Source organism: Chryseobacterium nakagawai (assembly GCF_900637665.1).
GTDB classification, from domain to species: Bacteria; Bacteroidota; Bacteroidia; order Flavobacteriales; family Weeksellaceae; genus Chryseobacterium; species Chryseobacterium nakagawai.
The window spans coordinates 204,371-222,663 of sequence record NZ_LR134386.1; the positions used below are offsets into that span (position 1 = coordinate 204,371).

The window sequence follows — 18,293 nt, forward strand, 5'->3', positions numbered from 1 at the left end:
CACATTCCTAACCACCAAAAAACATAACCATGGACCTTATTCTTTTACTTTTCAGACTTCTCCTTTCCATTTTCTCCTTCTGATGATTGAGAATAAAAATCACTAGCAGATTTTGTAAACTGATGAAAGGCCTCCGTTATTTCGGTTTTGTGCTTATGAGTCAGTGGAAAAGGAACCATGTGAGAATAATCAAAAGGAAAATCTTGTATTTCAACATCTACATGGATGTTTCTGTAGCCTCCCTGTAACGTATTTAATGCTTCCATTGGCGGAGCTACCGTATCTTTTTCTAAAACATAAGCCTTTATCTGAGACTGAATCTCATGAATTCGTTCCTCTCTTTCTCTTTGGAAATAATTGTATCTGAGCATTTTTTTAAACCAGCTTTCCTGTGGATGAAGTTCATCGTCCTGATAGTGTTTTAGTCTATTGTCAAATTTAAAATCAGAACTTAATAATTCTGTAAAAACAGACTGCATTTTAACCGTAGCCTGAGAATCCATAATGTATTTTGAAATGGGATACATTCGGTCAATGGTCATACCGCCGCAAAAACAAAATACTTTGGATTGCGTGAAGAAGCCATGTGGATCTGCCATTTTAATAATCATTGACAGAAATGAACCTATTGAATATCCAAACAGATCCAGGCTGGCATCCGAAGCGATGCTTTTAATTTTGTGACCTTTAATTTCCTTCACTACTTCAATGATATCCGAGTAGGTTTGTAATCCTGACCAGAAAATTCGTTGGGGATGAGCTTCCAGTCTCGAACTTGTTGCGGCATTTACATAAGAGAAGTGAGTGTTTTCAGGATATTTCTCTTTTCTGAACTTGACGATTTCTGTCATTTGGTGCCGGTCGCTCCACATAGCTTCAGCGCGATCCATGTGGAAAGCAATAGGAAATAATAGGATTGCTTTACGGGTTTTTTGTGCCAATTCATAAGCCCAAGGAAGGTATTTATCCCATTTCTTTTCATTCAGTCCGTGGAAAAAGATGATACAGCCGTCAGCCGTTTCTACATCAGATCTTTTGAGAATATGATACTCAAACTTTTTATTGCATTCAATATCAAAATCCTTTATATCTATTGAAGATTGCTGATATACCAGATAAGTATTTTCATTGATTTTTAAAGGATGATGATGTTTAGGACAGTCCAGATTATCAGAACCATACAGCAGGTCCGACACTTTGGATTCAAAAGGAATAGATTCAATGGTTACATTCAGGTCTCTGATTTCCACAATGTCTTTTCTGGAATCAAAATGATTTTTCAGTGCTTCATACAATTCATAATATTCCATAACAAGATCATTGAGGGTTCATATTTAGAACAATTAATTTATGTATTTATTTCAGTAAAGTATTGATTTTTAAAGGGTAAAAGTATTCCAGACATAACATCAATAAGAATAAACCCGAAACAGAACTGTTTCTGGTGGGTATGGTGAATAACTGTTGATATTTATAGGGTGTTTCTCTTACCAGTTTTGGTTCCCTATTTCTGAGCCATCCTTGTATCTCGCTCCACATATTCCGCATATCCCATCCTACCTGTAATCAATCCTGTTAGATTCAGTATCCTCAAGCTGTTTAAGTATGGACTCCGGAATCTCATCACTGTCAATTGGAAAACTGATGGAGTCCGAAATAAAGTTTTTACGATCTGCTTTCCGGAAAATTTCAAATAAGGCAATAGGTTCCTGATTGAAACTTATACATGTGCTGATGAAGTGTAATTCATGAAGCTTATAATCTGGATTTTTAAGTTTTTCTTTACTATCCTTTATTCTTGATATAAAATGTCTTTGACGGATAAAAGTATTGCTGTTCATGATGATAAAAACATAATCAGAGTAGGCTGTTACTTTTCCGAAATATTTGTGATGGTCTCCGCCGCTTCTTTCTATGAAATATTCCCCGGTGGTTTCAGATTTATAAATCTCCATGGCAGAACGCCATATCCGGTCTTCCAGGGCTTGTGTAGGGTTCTCCGGAAGATTTCTGTTATATGAATACCAACAGCCTACAAGACGCTCTAAAAGGGCTGTATTCTGATTCACATTATTCATATCGATCTTAAGATCATTAAAATTGAATGATTCAGTATTGGAATTGATAAAATCAATATAATTGGAATACCCTAAGACTTTGACAATCAGGCTTAATTTAGCAAGGTTAGGTCTGCTTAAAGCAGCATTTTCATTCTGTCTGAATCTTTTCAGCTTATTGATAATCAGATGCTCATAAAGATAATGGGTTCCCAGAAGATCAGGACTCTTCTTTATTTCTTTCTCTGAATGCTCATTGGTAATAAGTTCATTAAGCTCAGCACAGATGTATGACCATTCCGTTTTGGTAACATCTTCCCATTGGTTTTTCTTTAAAAAATGCTGACTTAAGAAATTCATCAACTTCTCAAGATGCAGAATATCTTCCTTTTTCATATTTTGATTTTGTAAGACTAATTTAAGATTTTTATCAAACCAAATAAGATTTTTGAAAGACTTTTATATTTTAAAATCCATTGATATTTGAGTAGAAAAACAAAAGAAAAAACAATGGAAACAAAAATGTTATTAAAAGATGAGTCCCTTTGGAATAGAATCCAAGGATTCTCACTGGACGCTTCCGATACTGATTTCCCTTTTTCGAAAAAACTGGCAAAAGAAGAAAACTGGAGTCTGGATTTTACCAGAAAAGCCATCGAAGAGTATAAAAAGTTTATCTATCTCTGCTGTATTCTTCCCAAAGGAGCTTCTCCAAGTGAAATTGTAGATAAAGTATGGCATATGCATTTGATTTATACTCAGAATTACTGGGAAGAGTTTTGCCCAAATATTTTAAAAAGATCCCTGCATCATCATCCTTCAAAGGGAGGGGGTAATGAAAAGCTTAAACACAATAATTGGTTTACAGAAACCTTAAAAAGTTATAAAGATATTTTCCAGTCTGAGGCTCCTCAGGATATCTGGATGAATGGAAATACTGTCGGAAAGGCAAAAACGAAATGGAGAATCTGGAAATTAGTTCCATTCCTGGCCTTGATTTTACTGCTTACGTCCTGCCTTGGAGAAGTCATCACAACAATTAGTTCGATCTTCTTTTCCTTCCTGGGAGTTCTTATTTTTGGCGGGACCGTCGCTACTATTGCCAACGCCAAAGATAAGAGAGACAGAAACTCCGGCTCAGGAAGTGATGGAAGCGGCTGTAGTGGTGGAAGTAGCTGTAGCGGAGGAGGAAGCAGTTGTGGAGGCGGTTGCGGTGGTGGATGTGGCGGCTGCGGTGGATAATACAAATAATTAAAATATAATGAATCATGAAAAAACTAATTATTCATTCTATACCCGTTGCAATAAGTTACATATGGCTTATTAGTGAATGTCAGACATTCAATCCGATTGCAATCAAAGGCCCTGACTTTTTAAAGTTCTATCTGATCCTGGTCATTGGGTTTTACCTCTCTGTTTTTATTCTAAAATCAGTAGGGGAAATGATTTCACAGACAACTTTTTATTTTTTAATGCTTATTGGTGGCTTGGGAATTATCAAACTAATCCGCGGAGTCATGTTGGGAAAACCTATTGGATTTTTAACCATGATTTTGATCTTGGAGTTGATTATAATATTCTTGCTGGCCGCATTTAAACCTAAGGATGAATTCAGAAAATAAATCCAAAACAAACCCGAAACAAAAATGCTTCGGGCGTTATATATTGAGATTAATTATTTTCTTTTTTATCCCTGACCTGTTTGTATCCATATTTTCTGACCATAATGGACGTAAGAACCACCAAAATAATGCTTAGAGCAATATTGGATTGGGCTGGATGTACAATCAACTGATAGAGATTATATCCAAAAACAGCTGATACCAAAACGATTAAAATACTGTTGGCATAAGCATATTGATTTCTTGTAGTTGTTTTCATAATGATATTTTTTATTGTTATTTACTCAGTAAGTATAACAATTTAAAATACGTTACAAAAAAAATCAAAAAATATTTCTTTTAAAAAAACAAACCCGAAACAAAATGCTTCGGGCTTTATGATATTGTTAAGTCTTGATATTAATATAATCCGGTTTTTACGAAATTACACCACTTCCAATCAGTTCTTCATCAATATACCATGAAGCGAACTGCCCTTCAGCAATGGCAGATTGTGGTTCTTCAAACTCAACATAAAAATCGTTTTCAAACTGATAGAGAGTCGCTTTTTGTAAAGACTGTCTGTATCTGAATCTGGCCATTACCTCCATAGATTCTCCATTTTGAAGTCTCATATCCTCACGAACCCAATGAAGTTCAGCATTATCTATTTTTAAAGCCTTCTTGTAAAGACCTGGAAAATGACTTCCTTCTCCCACAAAAATAATATTGTTTTCCATGTCTCTTGAAACGATGAAACAACTTTCTTTATGTCCGCCAATTCCTAATCCTCTACTTTGGCCGATCGTGAAAAATTGAGCACCCTGATGCTTTCCGATAACCTTTCCGTCAGCTTTTTTATAATTGATTTTTCTGGATAAGAAGCTGAGTTCTTCTTCTTTATTAGAAAATTCAGGAGTTTCTTCTGCAAATAAAGGGGAATCTTTGAAGATCTCTACAATTTCTCCTTTATTCGGTTTCAATTGCTGTTGCAAAAACTGGGGTAAACTCACTTTTCCGATGAAACATAATCCTTGAGAATCCTTTTTATCAGCGGTAACCAACCCGATTTCTTTGGCGATCTCTCTTACCTGGGGTTTGGTAAGTTCTCCGATAGGGAATAAAGCTTTTGACAACTGATCCTGGCTTAGCTGGCAAAGGAAATAAGACTGGTCTTTATTATTATCTTTTCCTGCTAAAAGATGAAAGATTTCCTTTCCGTTTTCATCAATAGTAGAATCCACTCTGGCATAATGTCCTGTAGCTACCTTATCAGCACCTAAAGACATGGCCGTTTTCATAAAAACATCGAATTTGACTTCTCTGTTGCATAAAACATCAGGATTCGGAGTTCTTCCTTTTTGATATTCATCGAACATATAATCTACAATACGTTCCTTATAAAGCTCGCTCATATCAATCACCTGGAAAGGAATTCCAAGTTTTTGTGCCACCATAAGGGCATCATTACTGTCCTCAATCCAGGGACATTCATCTTCTAATGTTACCGAAGCATCATTCCAGTTTCTCATAAACAAAGCCACTACTTCATGACCTTGCTGTTGTAGCAAATGTGCTGTAACACTTGAATCTACACCTCCGGAGAGGCCTACTACTACTTTCATTGTATTTCAATTTTACGAAACTCTTAACGGGAGTTCTTAGTTTGACGTGGCAAAAATACAACTAAATAAATTCGTAAAAAAACCATAATTTTAAACATTGATAAAAACGATGTTAAAATAAAAACACCATTAATAGAGTTTTTTAAGAGATAAGCACAGATGAAAATGTGATTATTTATCCCTTACTTTAGAACAAAATAAAATATTTACATATGAAAAAGTTTATTATTTCTATGATGCTGATGATCTCAGGACTCTCATTTTCCCAGGTTTCAATAGGTGCTCCGGTGCAGGAAAATAACAAATGGACTTTTGGAGGAGGAATAGGTCTTGGGTTCGGGAGCAATAGTTCGTTTTATCTGCAGGCTTCTCCAAGAGTAGGATACCGCCTTACTGAAGATCTTGAAGGAGGAGTGGTAGGAAGTGTTTCCTGGCAGACTTCAGATTATTTTAGATCTACCATGTTTGGAGTAGGACCTTTTGTGAATTATTATTTTGCCCGTTCTTTTTATTTAAGCGCTAACTTCCAGCATTATTTCATCAATTACAATGATAAATATTACGATTATAAGTATAACAGAGAAGAAAATGCTTTGTACCTTGGTGGAGGATATATGCAGAGAATCGGAAACAATTCTTTTATGCAGATCGGTTTGATGTACAATGTACTTTGGAAAGAGAAATCAAGTGTATTTGCAAATGGGTTGGTTCCGAATATCGGATTTGTGGTGGGACTTTAAAATCTGACTGAATCTGTTTTTCAAATGTAGAGAAGGGTTTTTGGGTTTAGTTTTGAGGACGAAGTATATGAGATTCTTCCTTCGTCAGAATGATATTAGACGGATTCAATATCATTTCGAAGATTTTCCAGATTAAGCAAATGGTTTAAGCTTTCCAGTATAAATATTCAATAGGAATGGACTAAAACCGATTCGATAAAAATTAAAAAATCAATTGGCGTTAGCCAAAACTTATAAAAAGCAAAAAGCACCGGGATTTCCCGGTGCTTTTCTATTGAAATTAAATTAATTATTTAAGATTGAGAAGATTTCTCAGCAGCTGATGGTTTTTTAGGTTTTGAAGTTTTTCCTGCCAATCCATCTTTGGCTTCATTAAGGTCAAGAATTACAGTTTCACCTTCGTTCAATTGTTTATTCACAAGCATTTCTGCCAATAAATCCTCAATGTACTTCTGAATAGCTCTCTTCAATGGTCTTGCTCCGAAGTCTTTATCCCATCCTTTTTCAGAAATAAAGTCTTTTGCTTCTTCAGTTAATTCCACTTTATATCCTAATTTCTCAAGTCTGCCATACAGCTTGTTCAGTTCAATATCAATGATTTTCTTGATATCATCCTGTACAAGAGAGTTGAAGATCACAATGTCATCAATTCTGTTTAAGAATTCCGGAGCAAATGCCTTTTTAAGGGCGTTTTCAATTGTACTTCTTGCTCTTGAGTCTGAAGTTGTTTTTTTAGCTGAGGTACCAAATCCTACACCGTCTCCGAAATCTTTAAGATCTCTTGTTCCGATATTGGAAGTAAGGATAATGATCGTATTTCTAAAGTCGATTTTTCTACCTAAACTATCGGTAACGTGACCTTCATCAAGAATCTGTAACAGGATATTGAATACGTCAGGATGGGCTTTTTCAATCTCATCCAGAAGAACCACAGCATAAGGTTTTCTTCTCACAGCTTCAGTTAACTGACCACCTTCTTCGTATCCAACGTATCCCGGAGGCGCACCAACCAATCTTGAAACGGCGAATTTCTCCATGTATTCACTCATGTCGATTCGGATAAGAGACTCATCGGATTCAAAAAGCTCTCTGGCCATTACCTTCGCCAACTCAGTTTTACCAACCCCTGTTGTTCCAAGGAAAATAAATGTACCGATAGGGCGGTTAGGGTCTTTAAGACCAGCTCTGTTTCTTTGAATAGCCTTTACAACTTTCTTCACAGCATCTTCCTGACCGATAACTTTTCCATTCAGTTTCTCATCCATCTGAGCTAATTTATCAAGCTCATTTTTGCCCACTTTCGTTACTGGAACTCCACTCATCATAGAAACCACTTCTGCTACATTTTCTTCACTTACGGTTTCTTTTTTCTCTTTTACATCTTTATCCCATTTTTCCTGAGCGGCATTCAGTTCCATCTGAAGACGTTCCTCCTCATCCTTAAGCTTTCTTGCCTCAAGATAATCCTGAGCTTTTACAGCTTTTTGCTTCATTTCCTTGATCTCTTCAATTTTCTTTTCAAAATCAATGATCTCGGTAGGAACTTTCATGTTCTTGATGTAAACTCTAGAACCTGCTTCGTCCATCGCATCAATTGCTTTGTCCGGTAAGAAACGGTCTGTAATATATCTTGATGTCAGATTGACACATGCATTAATTGCTTCAGGTGTATAAATTACATTGTGGTGTTCTTCATACTTATCCTTAATCTGGTTCAGAATCTGAATGGTTTCCTCAATAGAAGTAGGTTCCACCATTACTTTCTGGAATCTTCTTTCTAAAGCTCCGTCTTTTTCAATATACTGACGGTATTCATCCAGAGTAGTAGCCCCGATGCATTGAATCTCACCTCTTGCTAATGCCGGTTTGAACATATTGGATGCATCTAAGCTTCCTGTAGAACTTCCTGCACCTACAATCGTGTGTAGTTCATCAATGAATAAGATGACATCTCTGTTTTTTTCCAGTTCAGTCATGATAGCTTTCATTCTTTCTTCAAACTGACCACGGTATTTCGTTCCGGCTACTAAACTTGCCAGATCTAATGTGATGACACGTTTTCCGTAAAGAACTCTTGACACCTTTTTCTGTTGAATTCTTAAAGCTAGCCCTTCCGCAATGGCAGATTTACCAACCCCAGGTTCTCCAATAAGAAGCGGGTTGTTTTTCTTTCTACGGGATAAGATCTGAGAGACTCTCTCAATTTCTTTTTCACGTCCAATTACAGGGTCTAATTTTCCATCTCTGGCCAAAGATGTTAAATCTCTACCAAAGTTGTCTAATGTAGGGGTTTTGCTTTTTGCAGAGCCTAAATTGCCTGTAGGCTTTCTCATTTGCTCGAATTCCTCTCTTTCATCATCATCATCATAAGCACTCATTTGTGGTGACTGCCCGGAATTTTTAAGCATAGTCTGGTACTCTCTTGAAACACCTTCATAATCGATGTCGTAAGCTCCCAAAATATTTGAAGTAGGATCCTCATATTTATATAGAATACCTAAAAGCAGGTGAACGGTATTAATTTCATTGCTTTTGTATTGACGGCATTCTAACTCCGCACGTTTGATGGCATGATCCGCCATTTTGGTGAAAGAAATATTGGTAACCTCCTCAGAAATGGGATTAAGACTTGCTGTATTTAGAGTTTCAATTTTTCTTCTGATTTGTGTTAAATCCGCATTGAGGTTTTGAAGGATTTCTTTAGCAGAGTTTTCCGTTTTTATAATACCTAAAAGTAGATGTTCTGTATTAAGAAATTCACTTTTCAGCCTTTTAGCTTCGCTTTTGCTTTGTTTGAACACCTGGCTCAAACCTTGTGAAAACTTATAATCCATAATATATCTCATTAGAACAAAGGCAACATTACCTTTTATTCATTATCTAAATTACAAATATTTTACCAAAAATCAATTAATGACTTTATGGCAGTAAAAAATTTTATTATCTTCTTGAAAATGATTAAGTTTGTTATCCTTAAAAATCTCTCATGAATCCCGAAATTACTACTTACATCGGATACTCAGCCTCTATATTTATCGTGTTGAGTTTCATACTGAAAGATGTAAGAAAAATCAGAGTTGTTAACATGATCGGCTGTATCTGTTTTGTCATTTACGGCTTCTTCAGTGGACCGTTATGGCCGGTAATTATCCCGAACGGGCTTATTTGTTTTATTCAAATCTATCATCTACTGCTTGGAAAAAAAGCGTAATGAAGAAAAAAGTAATTACATCTGCCTTTAGTAATTTGTATACAGATCAGCGTATTGAAAAGGTATGCTATACTTTACATGAAAACGGGTATGAAATTGAGCTGATAGGAAATGATTGGAATGGGGCAGAAGAAATGCAACGTCCTTATCCATTCTCACGGATCCATTTGGCTTCAAAAAGTTTGAAAACAGCTTACTTTGAATTTAACTGGAAATTATACCATGAACTTAAAAAAAAGGCAGATCAAAATACAATTCTTCATGCCAACGATATTGACGCGCTGTATCCCAATTATCTTATTGCTAAAAAGCTAAATATTCCATTAGTTTTTGACAGCCATGAAATTTTTTCAGAAATGCCTGCTGTTCAGGGCAAAATGTCACAAAAATTGTGGCGTTATGTCGAAAAGACTGTCATTCCTGAGCTTAGATTGATGATTACGGCAAGTGGAAGTTATGCAAAATGGTTTCAGAAAAAGTATGGGATAAATCCTGTGGTGATTCAAAATGCACCCAAAAAATTAGGACCCATTGCTGCTATTCCAGAAAATAATCCTAAAATTCTTCTCTACCAGGGAGCTATTAATCCTTTCAGGGGAATTGATAAAGTAATTCTTGCCATGCATCATATAGATCATGTACGATTGAAAATTGCAGGAGATGGTCCAAGAAAAAAAGAATATGAAGAGCTTGTAATCAGTGAAAGACTTCAGCATAAAGTTGAGTTTCTTGGGAAATTAAAACCTGAAGAGCTAAGAAAAGTAACAGTAACTGCAGATTGTGGGATGAGCATCGAAGAAAATGGAGGAGACAGTTATCTATATTCTTTACCTAATAAAGTTTTAGATTGCATTCAGGCCAAAGTTCCTTTGATTTTATCGAATCTTCCTGAGCTTAAGAATATTAAAGATCAATTTGATGTTGGAGAGCTCATCAAAGATCATCATCCGGAAAATATTGCAGCTGCCATACAGAAAGTGTTAGCAAAAGGAAGGGTGAATTATCAGCAGGAACTGGAAAAGGCCTCCGAAGTCCTTTGCTGGGAAAATGAAGAAATAAAACTATTGGAGGTTTTTCGTAAAGCTTCTAATGCATTAGGTTTTAAGCAATAGACGGTTCTCATGATATAATTCTCTCAAAATTAACGTATGCCTTACCGCTTTAGGCCTAAAGCATAATTTACTATCTTTGCACAAAGAAATTTGTTATAAAATGACCATTAAAGAAAAACAGCAGGAAATAATTGACGAATTTGCGTTTCTTGACGACTGGGAGCAGAAATATGAATATATCATTGACCTCGGAAAGGAACTAAAAGGACTTTCTGAAGATAAGAAAATAGAAGAAAATCTGATTAAGGGCTGCCAGAGTAAAGTTTGGATTGATGCTGAATTTAAGGAAGGAAAGCTTTTCTTTAACGCAGATTCAGACGGAATTTTACCAAAAGGTATTGTTTCTCTTTTGGTGAGTATTTACAGTGGACATTCTACTCAGGAAATTTTAGATTCTGACTTTGAGTTTATTTCAGAGATTGGATTACAGGAATTTCTTTCGCCATCCAGAGCTAATGGTTTAATGGCCATGACTAAACAGATCAAATTTTACGCAGTAGCTTATCAGTTGAAATCATAATTGTGACCAGAATTTTAGCATATCGTTTTTCTGCATTTGGAGATGTTGCCATGACAGTTCCTGTTTTTAGGGAATTTTTGGAGCAAAATCCCGGTGTGGAGATTGTCATGGTTTCCAGAAAGAATTTTGAAGCTTTATTTACGGGTATTCCTAATGTTATATTTAAAGGAATTAATGTAGATGATTATAAAGGTTTCTTTGGGCTGAGAAGATTAGGAGATGAATTGATTAAAGAATTCAACCCGGATTATATTGCCAATCTTCATGATGTGATCAGAACCAAAATTCTGGATAGAATTTACAGAAGAAAGGGATTAAAGGTTTTCAAAATAAATAAAGGAAAAGAAGAAAAAGAACATCTTACTGATGTCTGGAATCTGGATAAAGTTCAATTGAAAAAAACAGTTGAGCGATATGCGGATGTTTTTCGGGAAATGGGTTTTAAAGTACAGCTTTCCCAAAAACTTAGACCTGTTTCAGAGCATAAATCTGGAATTGGTTTTGCTCCTTTTGCTCAGCATAAAGGGAAAATGCTTCCGTTGGAAAAATCGTTTGAACTGGCCAGGATTTTGGCTCAGAAACAGACGGTATATTTCTTTGGAGGAGGAAAAAAAGAAACAGAAACCCTTGAGTCCTGGGAAAATCAGATCCCCAATACTAAAAGTCTTTCCGGGAAATTAAGTCTTACCGAAGAGCTTCAGAAGATCTCTGAGCTGGAAGTAATGATTTCTATGGATTCTGCGAATATGCATTTGGCTAGCCTTATGGGAACCCGATGTGTATCTATATGGTGTGCAACGCATCCTTATGCCGGATTTTTAGGATTCGGGCAGAGTGAAGATGATGTGGTGCAGGTAAAAGACCTTTCGTGCAGGCCTTGTTCTGTTTTTGGGGATAAAGAATGCTATAGGGGAGATTGGGCTTGTCTAGAAGAGTTCAGTATTCAAAAAGTGGTTGAGAAAATCTGACATCATGAAGCTTTCAATCTGTATTCCCGTCTATAATTTTGATGTCCGTGAATTGGTTTTTGATTTAAAAGAAGAGATTGATAGCCAGAAAATTGATGCTGAAATTATCTTGATAGATGACGCTTCGAAAGAGGAGTTTAAACACATTAATAAGGAACTTCAAAGTATTTCTCATCAGATTGTTCTTCTTGAAAAAAATATCGGACGATCCCGGATTCGAAATCTTTTTCTGCAGTATGCCACAGGAGAATACCTTTTATTTCTGGACTGCGATGGGAAAATAGTAGAAAAGAACTTCTTAAAAAACTACATAAAATTTATACGGAAAAATATTGACACTCAGGTTGTTTATGGCGGCCGAAAGGTGTTAGATGTGGCATCAGATTCTGATCATTATTTACGGTGGAAGTTTGCTGTTGAGAGAGAAAATCTTCCTGTAAAATTCCGGAGAGAAAAACCCTATTTAACTTTTCAGACCAATAATTTTATACTTCGAAAAGATGTATTGGAAAAAGTAATCTTTAATCCTGATTTTCAGAGGTATGGATATGAAGATCTCCTTTTTGCGATGGATTTAAAAGCAGAGAGCATCAAGATTGATCATATTGATAATCCAATTCTTAATGACGATCTGGAAAGCAATACCGTTTATCTTGGTAAGGTAGAAGAATCTGTAGAAAGTTTATCTAGCATGCTTAAAGATGAAACTCTGAGTTCAAAGTTATCTGAAGTTAAACTTATTAACATGTATAATAAGCTTAAAAATACACCTTTTAAAATTATTTTAGGGGCCTTATTCAAAATGGGAGAGGGGAGTTTAAAAAGAAAGCTTTCCAAAGGAAATGTAAGCCTCCGTTATCTGGATCTGTATAAACTTGGGCTTCTTTTCAGGAAGATGAGATAGATCCTTTTTTCAGTTATAATGAATTTATGGTGCTCACTCCCAATATTTCATCTCAAAGAAATAACAATATTTGGAGGTGATCTAAGTATTTAAATTGATGATTATCCCAAATTATGACAGCAATATATTATACCCGATGCCAGCAACTGCCTGATCATATTTTTGATGAAGCTGTTTTTTCGCTACCTATAGAGATGCAGCAAAAAATACAGAAGTATAGACGTTGGGAGGATGCTCATGCCTGCTTATATGGGAAACTATTACTAAAAGAAGCAATCTCTCAATTAGGATATGATTACTCTCTTGAGTTAATACAAGAAACTAAATACGGAAAACCTCATTTTAAGGATAGTGATTTTGGGTTTAACATTTCTCATTCAGGCGAATATATTGTTTGTGTAATTAGTACGGATGAAAAACAAAACTTAGGAATTGATATTGAAGAAAATAAACCAATAGTATTGGAGGATTTTAATAATGTCTTTACTAAGGACGAGCAAAAAGAGATTAGTGAACAGGGTAATTTTCAAACTTTTTGGACTCGTAAAGAAGCTGTTGCAAAAGCAGATGGGAGAGGAATACTTATACCCTTCAACACAATAGATACTTTGAATTTATCTGTAGTATTGGATAATAAAAGATATACTTTGTACGAAGTGGAAATTGATCACAATTATACCATTTATATGGCTGCTTCCGTTAGTCTTGAGAAAGAGGTAAAATGTTTTTACAAAGATCCTGGCTCCCTGTATTGATATAAAGGTCTTGATTGTTATGTAGAGTTCTCGTGGTTGGTAGAATCAGTCAAAGTCTGTCTATGATAGTAAGTCTGATCTCATGTATAAAATGAAAAAATCTCTCAGAAATCTGAGAGATTTTTTGTGGGCCCTGAGGGATTCGAACCCCCGACCCTCTGGGTGTAAACCAGATGCTCTGAACCAACTGAGCTAAGAGCCCGAATTTTTTTGAAAGGTTTCGTTTCCTTTTCTGTGGGTCCTGAGGGATTCGAACCCCCGACCCTCTGGGTGTAAACCAGATGCTCTGAACCAACTGAGCTAAGAACCCTCTAGACTTTGTTATTGTTTCCTCGTTTAGAGTGGTGCAAATATACAACTTATTCTTTACACTCCAAATTTTTTTCTAAAAAATCTCCCACAACAAAGTTGCTTCCACCAATAAAAATCATTTCTTCATTTGTACACCGTTCTTTTGCAGATAGATATGCTTCCTGCACAGAATTAAAAATTTTATAAAAAATTTTTGCCTCCAGAAGTAAATTTTCATAATCTTTGGGATGTCTTCCCCTGTTGATGGATGGTTTGGCAAAATAAAACTCAGAATTTTCAGGAAGCAAATTCATCACTTCATCTATTTTTTTATCATTTACAAACCCCAAAATAACATGCTTGTGCCTGTCAATAGAATTTAATTGTGAAAAAACATATTCTAAACCTGCCTGATTGTGTCCCGTATCACAAATAGTAAGCGGATCTTTTGAGAATTCAAACCAACGACCAATGAACCCTGTATTCTGATGCACATTCAATAAGCCGTTTTCTATATCTTGAGAGGTAATCCTTACCTCTAGCTTTCTTAATTCTTCAACAAGGGCCAGAACCACCCGAATGTTTTTTCGCTGATAGTTTCCTTTCAAATCGGAAGACAGGTCAGTATGAAGAAGGGTAGCGTCTATGAAAGGCGCGTTTTCTTTTGTAGCTTTTTCTCTGATGATTGTTTTTACGGTTTCATTTTCATCGCCTGAAATGATGGGGGTGTTCTTTTTGATGATTCCCGCTTTCTCGCTGGCAATTTCTTCGATAGTATCTCCTAATATATTCTGATGATCAAGCTGAACATTCGTAATAGCAGAAACTAAAGGATTTATAATATTGGTAGAATCCAGTCTTCCGCCTAACCCTACTTCAATAATCGCAAAATCTACCTGCTGCTGATAGAAATATTCAAAAGCCATGATGGTGGTAAATTCGAAAAATGAAGGTCGAATATCTTCCGGAATATTTTTAAGCTTCTGGATAAAATTGAAGACAAACTCTTTATTACAGTTTTTACCATTCACCTTAATTCGCTCTGTAAAATCAATAAGATGGGGAGAATTATATAACCCTACTTTGTAGCCGGCTTCCTGGAGTATGGATGCCAGCATATTGCTGGAAGATCCCTTTCCGTTGGTACCACCAATATGGATGCATTGTATTTTTTCCTGAGGATTTCCAAAGTAATTACAAAGCTTGGTGATATTGTCAAGACCTGGTTTATAAGCCTGCTGCCCATCTATCTGGTAGTTGGGCATTTGTACGAAAAGCCATTCGATAGCTTCCTGATATTGTTCGTTTGTCATGATACAAAATTCTCAAAAGTTTTATTAAAATGAAACTATTTTTTTCAATCTGTAACTTTTTTATATTTACTTCGTCTAATAGGGAAAAATCTTAATATGAAATCGTCATGATTTGCAGATACAAATACTGATGAAGATGACGTAGATTTCATATGACCATTAAAAACAAATAAACATTTATATATGAAAAAAGTTTGGATTATCGTTTTTGGATTAGGCTATCTGGGTTTAAGTGCTCAGAAGAAATGGTCCTTAAAAGAATGTGTAAGCTATGCAGTGGAGCATAATCTTCAGGTTATCCAAAATCAATATACCAAGCAAAATCAAGAATATAACCTTAAAGCAGCCAGAAAAGATTATTTACCTTCCGTATCGGGAAGTATGATGAATGGAGTGAGCTTCGGGCAAGGGTCATTAGGAGCAGGAAGTTATAGAAATGATAGATTCAATAACAGTGTTGGGGTGAGTGCTGATGTTTTGGTTTACAATAATGGGAGATTAGAGAAGAATGTAAGAAAACTTCAGTTTGATGTAGAAGCAAGCCAATATGATATAGAAGCGATCAAAAATGATATCTCTGTACAAATTGCACAACAATATTTAACAGCTTTGCTGAACAAAGAAATTGTTAAGATCTCTCAAAGTGCTGTAGAAAATGCTAAAAAACAGTACGATAGAGCAAAGATAACAACTCAGGTGGGAACTACAGCCCAAACTGTTTTAGCAGAAGCCGAAGCAGCACTAGCCAGAGAAAAGCAAAATCTTAAAACGGCAGAGGTTAATGTGGGAAGGGCCTTATTTGCAATCGCCCAGCTTTTACAGCTTTCAGATTATAAAGATTTTGATGTAGAAAATGTAGATATCCCTGAAGCATTAGATTCACAATTAGTGACTGTTGATGAGGTTCTTACGAAAGCCTATGAAATACAGCCTCAGATAAAAGCGGCCGAAAGCAGGATAAGATCTGCCGAGGCACAAACTGAGGTAAGTAAAACAGCATTCTGGCCTACATTAACAGCAAGTGCTGGTCTTAATACTTTCTACAACAGATCATTTAATGTTCCTCCAGGTATTGTACAGGAAACCTTTTTTCAGCAATATAAAGATCAATTTGGACAAAATGTAGGAGTATCCCTTAATATTCCAATCTTCAATAAAGGGAAAACAAAATTACAGGTTGAGCAGTCCAAATTAAATGAAAGTGTTAGCAAAATTACCCTTGAACAACAAAAACAAACGGTAAGACAAAATATACAGAAGGCTCAGTTTGATGCTGACGCTAACTATGAATCATATTTAGCTGCATTAGAAGCTGAAAAAAGCTCTAAGCTGGCACTTGATTTTGCAGATAAAAGTTATGCTGCAGGAAAAACAACCATTTACGACGTTAATGTTGCAAGAAATAATTATGCAAATGCACAGGGATCAGTAGCGCAGGCGAAATATAATTATCTTTTCAGTCTTAAATTATTGAATTTCTATGCAGGAATTCCACTAAGTTTGTAGAATGTCTATCCAATCGTTAGAAAAATATTTACCACAAAACACGCTTAAGTATTTAAGAATTTGGTTTTCAGATTATTATATTCATATAAAAGTCACAAGAAACAGAAATTCTAAACTGGGAGATTATAGAAAGCTTCCGGATAATTCTCATGAAATTACAGTAAACTCTACGCTTACTCCACAACTTTTTTTCTTTGTGCTTACTCATGAACTGGCACACCTGATTGCTTTTGAAAAATACGGAAGAAGAATTTCTCCCCATGGTAATGAATGGAAAGAAACCTTTAGAAATATGCTGTTGGAAAGCCTTGAAATTTACGATGAAGAACTGAAACCTATCATTGTGAAATTTTCAAAATCACCAAAGGCTAATTTTATGGCGAGCCCTGATCTTGTAAGATATTTTCACACTGAAAAACAAGATGATAGCCTCCATTTTATCGAACAGCTTCAAAAAGGAGAATTTTTTATATATCGCAACGAAAAGTATTTATTAGAAGGTCTGATTAAAAAAAACTATCTTTGTAAGAACCTGGCTACGGGAAGGAAGTATTCTTTCAAACCTTTAGCAAGGGTAGAAAAATGTAGCTAAGAATGTTAAAATCAGATAGATACTGCGTAATAATGGCTGGAGGGATCGGGAGCAGATTCTGGCCAATGAGCACGCAGAAATTTCCCAAACAATTCCAGGATATTTTAGGAACAGGACGTACCATGATTCAGCAGACTTATGATCGAATCAGCAAGGTAATTCCAAAAGAACATATATTCGTTATTACAAACAAAGAATATATTGCACTTTCCCATCAGCAACTTCCGGAAATTCCTGAGGAAAATATTGTGGGAGAGCCTCTGATGAAAAATACAGCAGCCTGTAATCTGTACATGGCTAATAAAATTGGTGAGATCAATCCGAATGCTACTATGATTGTTCTTCCGGCAGACCATCTGATCCTGAAGGAAGATGTATTTCTGGAAAAAGTAACGCTGGCATTTGACTTAGCTTCTAAAAATGACTACCTGGTAACATTGGGAATTACCCCAACAAGACCTGATACAGGCTATGGATATATCCAGTTTGTAGAAAAGAAAAATTCAGAATATTTCAAAGTAAAGACATTTACTGAAAAACCGATTCTTGAAATTGCCCAAAACTTTTTGGAAAGCGGTGATTTCCTTTGGAATGCAGGAATCTTTATATGGAATATCAAAAGTATTCAACATGCCTTCGATAGTTATCTTCCTGAGATGACACAACATTTTATGGCTTGCGAATACAATTCTGAGAAAGAAAATAATTGTATAGAAATCATTTATCCTAAGGTTCAGAAAATTTCCATTGATAATGGAATCTTAGAGAAAGCCAAAAATGTATATGTTATTCCATCTGATCTGGGCTGGAGTGATCTTGGGACATGGACTTCTATCTATGAAAATACAGAAAAAGATAAGAACGAAAATGCAGTGAAAATAAAGCATTTACTTACTTATAATTCAAAAGGAAACATTATCCGTTTAAAAAATAACAACAAAGCAGTTATTATTGACGGTCTTGAAAACTATATTATAGTAGATACTGACAAAGCTCTTCTTATTTGCCCCAGAGATAATGACCAATTAATCAAGGATTATGTTCTGGATCTGAAAAATTTCAAGAAAGGAGATAAATTTATGTAATATTTGGTTTCTT

18 protein-coding genes and 2 tRNA genes are annotated in these 18,293 nt (G+C 35.5%); 12 read left to right on the forward strand and 8 right to left on the reverse strand.

Translation table 11 applies throughout. The annotated features are described in order from the left end of the window. Nucleotides 1-44: 44 nt before the first annotated feature. Nucleotides 45-1,310, reverse strand: a complete 1,266-nt coding sequence (locus tag EL260_RS00920; RefSeq protein ID WP_123858428.1) for a DUF6051 family protein — start codon at nucleotides 1,308-1,310, stop codon at nucleotides 45-47. A 246-nt stretch (nucleotides 1,311-1,556) separates the two neighbouring features. Next, nucleotides 1,557-2,453, reverse strand: a complete 897-nt coding sequence (locus tag EL260_RS00925; protein WP_123858429.1) for a hypothetical protein — start codon at nucleotides 2,451-2,453, stop codon at nucleotides 1,557-1,559. Between the two features lie 114 nt (nucleotides 2,454-2,567). On the opposite strand from EL260_RS00925, the gene EL260_RS00930 reads away from it, so the two are divergent. Next, entirely contained in the window at nucleotides 2,568-3,299 is a 732-nt protein-coding gene (locus EL260_RS00930) for a glycine-rich domain-containing protein (protein ID WP_123858430.1), read from the forward strand. A gap of 26 nt (nucleotides 3,300-3,325) precedes the next feature. Then, complete coding sequence (locus EL260_RS00935; protein WP_123858431.1) at nucleotides 3,326-3,679, forward strand: hypothetical protein; 354 nt, start codon at nucleotides 3,326-3,328, stop codon at nucleotides 3,677-3,679. A 49-nt stretch (nucleotides 3,680-3,728) separates the two neighbouring features. Here the strand turns inward: EL260_RS00935 and EL260_RS00940 are convergent, their stop codons facing one another. Then, on the reverse strand, nucleotides 3,729-3,938 hold the full coding sequence (locus EL260_RS00940) for a hypothetical protein (RefSeq protein WP_123858432.1): 210 nt from the start codon (nucleotides 3,936-3,938) through the stop codon (nucleotides 3,729-3,731). Between the two features lie 157 nt (nucleotides 3,939-4,095). Continuing rightward, nucleotides 4,096-5,283, reverse strand: a complete 1,188-nt coding sequence (mnmA, locus tag EL260_RS00945; protein WP_123858433.1) for a tRNA 2-thiouridine(34) synthase MnmA — start codon at nucleotides 5,281-5,283, stop codon at nucleotides 4,096-4,098. A gap of 212 nt (nucleotides 5,284-5,495) precedes the next feature. On the opposite strand from mnmA, the gene EL260_RS00950 reads away from it, so the two are divergent. Next, nucleotides 5,496-6,023 (forward strand): transporter, encoded by a 528-nt coding sequence (locus EL260_RS00950; RefSeq protein ID WP_123858434.1) that lies wholly within the window; start codon nucleotides 5,496-5,498, stop codon nucleotides 6,021-6,023. 293 nt (nucleotides 6,024-6,316) lie between these two features. On the opposite strand, the gene EL260_RS00955 is transcribed toward EL260_RS00950, so the two are convergent. After that, on the reverse strand, nucleotides 6,317-8,857 hold the full coding sequence (locus EL260_RS00955; RefSeq protein ID WP_123858435.1) for an ATP-dependent Clp protease ATP-binding subunit: 2,541 nt from the start codon (nucleotides 8,855-8,857) through the stop codon (nucleotides 6,317-6,319). Between the two features lie 152 nt (nucleotides 8,858-9,009). On the opposite strand from EL260_RS00955, the gene EL260_RS25865 reads away from it, so the two are divergent. From EL260_RS25865 to EL260_RS00985, 6 genes are all read left to right on the forward strand, one after another. Beyond that, nucleotides 9,010-9,234, forward strand: a complete 225-nt coding sequence (locus tag EL260_RS25865) for a uroporphyrinogen decarboxylase (RefSeq protein WP_123858436.1) — start codon at nucleotides 9,010-9,012, stop codon at nucleotides 9,232-9,234. Next, nucleotides 9,234-10,346, forward strand: a complete 1,113-nt coding sequence (locus tag EL260_RS00965; RefSeq protein WP_123858437.1) for a glycosyltransferase family 4 protein — start codon at nucleotides 9,234-9,236, stop codon at nucleotides 10,344-10,346. The genes EL260_RS25865 and EL260_RS00965 overlap by 1 nt, the downstream gene beginning before the upstream one ends. 100 nt (nucleotides 10,347-10,446) lie before the next feature. Then, entirely contained in the window at nucleotides 10,447-10,866 is a 420-nt protein-coding gene (locus tag EL260_RS00970) for a SufE family protein (protein WP_123858438.1), read from the forward strand. Between the two features lie 2 nt (nucleotides 10,867-10,868). Next, a complete protein-coding gene (locus EL260_RS00975; protein ID WP_228445255.1) occupies nucleotides 10,869-11,834 on the forward strand; it encodes a glycosyltransferase family 9 protein in 966 nt (321 codons plus the stop codon). A 4-nt stretch (nucleotides 11,835-11,838) separates the two neighbouring features. Beyond that, the gene (locus EL260_RS00980; RefSeq protein WP_123858439.1) at nucleotides 11,839-12,738 is read left to right on the forward strand and encodes a glycosyltransferase family 2 protein; all 900 of its coding nucleotides are present in this window, start codon (nucleotides 11,839-11,841) and stop codon (nucleotides 12,736-12,738) included. Between the two features lie 113 nt (nucleotides 12,739-12,851). Then, on the forward strand, nucleotides 12,852-13,493 hold the full coding sequence (locus EL260_RS00985; protein WP_123858440.1) for a 4'-phosphopantetheinyl transferase family protein: 642 nt from the start codon (nucleotides 12,852-12,854) through the stop codon (nucleotides 13,491-13,493). A gap of 127 nt (nucleotides 13,494-13,620) precedes the next feature. On the opposite strand, the gene EL260_RS00990 is transcribed toward EL260_RS00985, so the two are convergent. From EL260_RS00990 to EL260_RS01000, 3 genes are all read right to left on the reverse strand, one after another. Further along, a tRNA-Val gene (locus EL260_RS00990) sits at nucleotides 13,621-13,695 on the reverse strand. Between the two features lie 33 nt (nucleotides 13,696-13,728). Then, nucleotides 13,729-13,803 (reverse strand) — tRNA-Val (locus EL260_RS00995). Nucleotides 13,804-13,852: 49 nt separating this feature from the next. Continuing rightward, a complete protein-coding gene (locus EL260_RS01000; protein ID WP_123858441.1) occupies nucleotides 13,853-15,097 on the reverse strand; it encodes a bifunctional folylpolyglutamate synthase/dihydrofolate synthase in 1,245 nt (414 codons plus the stop codon). Nucleotides 15,098-15,280: 183 nt separating this feature from the next. On the opposite strand from EL260_RS01000, the gene EL260_RS01005 reads away from it, so the two are divergent. From EL260_RS01005 to EL260_RS01015, 3 genes are read left to right on the forward strand one after another with little or no spacing between them, the layout of a single operon-like run. Then, complete coding sequence (locus EL260_RS01005; protein WP_123858442.1) at nucleotides 15,281-16,603, forward strand: TolC family protein; 1,323 nt, start codon at nucleotides 15,281-15,283, stop codon at nucleotides 16,601-16,603. 1 nt (nucleotide 16,604) lies between these two features. After that, nucleotides 16,605-17,195 carry a SprT-like domain-containing protein gene (locus EL260_RS01010; protein ID WP_123858443.1) on the forward strand — a complete coding sequence of 197 codons (591 nt, stop codon included), beginning with the start codon at nucleotides 16,605-16,607 and terminating at the stop codon, nucleotides 17,193-17,195. 2 nt (nucleotides 17,196-17,197) lie between these two features. Then, nucleotides 17,198-18,280: a mannose-1-phosphate guanylyltransferase gene (locus EL260_RS01015; protein WP_228445257.1), complete on the forward strand. Its 1,083-nt coding sequence runs from the start codon at nucleotides 17,198-17,200 to the stop codon at nucleotides 18,278-18,280. Nucleotides 18,281-18,293 lie beyond the last annotated feature (13 nt).

Bases quoted from the DNA above. Each gene is read 5' to 3' on its own strand.
- EL260_RS00920 (WP_123858428.1), bottom strand. From the start codon at position 1,310: ATGGAATATTATGAATTGTATGAAGCACTGAAAAATCATTTTGATTCC.
- EL260_RS00925 (WP_123858429.1), bottom strand. From the start codon at position 2,453: ATGAAAAAGGAAGATATTCTGCATCTTGAGAAGTTGATGAATTTCTTA.
- EL260_RS00930 (WP_123858430.1), top strand. From the start codon at position 2,568: ATGGAAACAAAAATGTTATTAAAAGATGAGTCCCTTTGGAATAGAATC.
- EL260_RS00935 (WP_123858431.1), top strand. From the start codon at position 3,326: ATGAAAAAACTAATTATTCATTCTATACCCGTTGCAATAAGTTACATA.
- EL260_RS00940 (WP_123858432.1), bottom strand. From the start codon at position 3,938: ATGAAAACAACTACAAGAAATCAATATGCTTATGCCAACAGTATTTTA.
- mnmA (WP_123858433.1), bottom strand. From the start codon at position 5,283: ATGAAAGTAGTAGTAGGCCTCTCCGGAGGTGTAGATTCAAGTGTTACA.
- EL260_RS00950 (WP_123858434.1), top strand. From the start codon at position 5,496: ATGAAAAAGTTTATTATTTCTATGATGCTGATGATCTCAGGACTCTCA.
- EL260_RS00955 (WP_123858435.1), bottom strand. From the start codon at position 8,857: ATGGATTATAAGTTTTCACAAGGTTTGAGCCAGGTGTTCAAACAAAGC.
- EL260_RS25865 (WP_123858436.1), top strand. From the start codon at position 9,010: ATGAATCCCGAAATTACTACTTACATCGGATACTCAGCCTCTATATTT.
- EL260_RS00965 (WP_123858437.1), top strand. From the start codon at position 9,234: ATGAAGAAAAAAGTAATTACATCTGCCTTTAGTAATTTGTATACAGAT.
- EL260_RS00970 (WP_123858438.1), top strand. From the start codon at position 10,447: ATGACCATTAAAGAAAAACAGCAGGAAATAATTGACGAATTTGCGTTT.
- EL260_RS00980 (WP_123858439.1), top strand. From the start codon at position 11,839: ATGAAGCTTTCAATCTGTATTCCCGTCTATAATTTTGATGTCCGTGAA.
- EL260_RS00985 (WP_123858440.1), top strand. From the start codon at position 12,852: ATGACAGCAATATATTATACCCGATGCCAGCAACTGCCTGATCATATT.
- EL260_RS01000 (WP_123858441.1), bottom strand. From the start codon at position 15,097: ATGACAAACGAACAATATCAGGAAGCTATCGAATGGCTTTTCGTACAA.
- EL260_RS01005 (WP_123858442.1), top strand. From the start codon at position 15,281: ATGAAAAAAGTTTGGATTATCGTTTTTGGATTAGGCTATCTGGGTTTA.
- EL260_RS01010 (WP_123858443.1), top strand. From the start codon at position 16,605: ATGTCTATCCAATCGTTAGAAAAATATTTACCACAAAACACGCTTAAG.
- EL260_RS01015 (WP_228445257.1), top strand. From the start codon at position 17,198: ATGTTAAAATCAGATAGATACTGCGTAATAATGGCTGGAGGGATCGGG.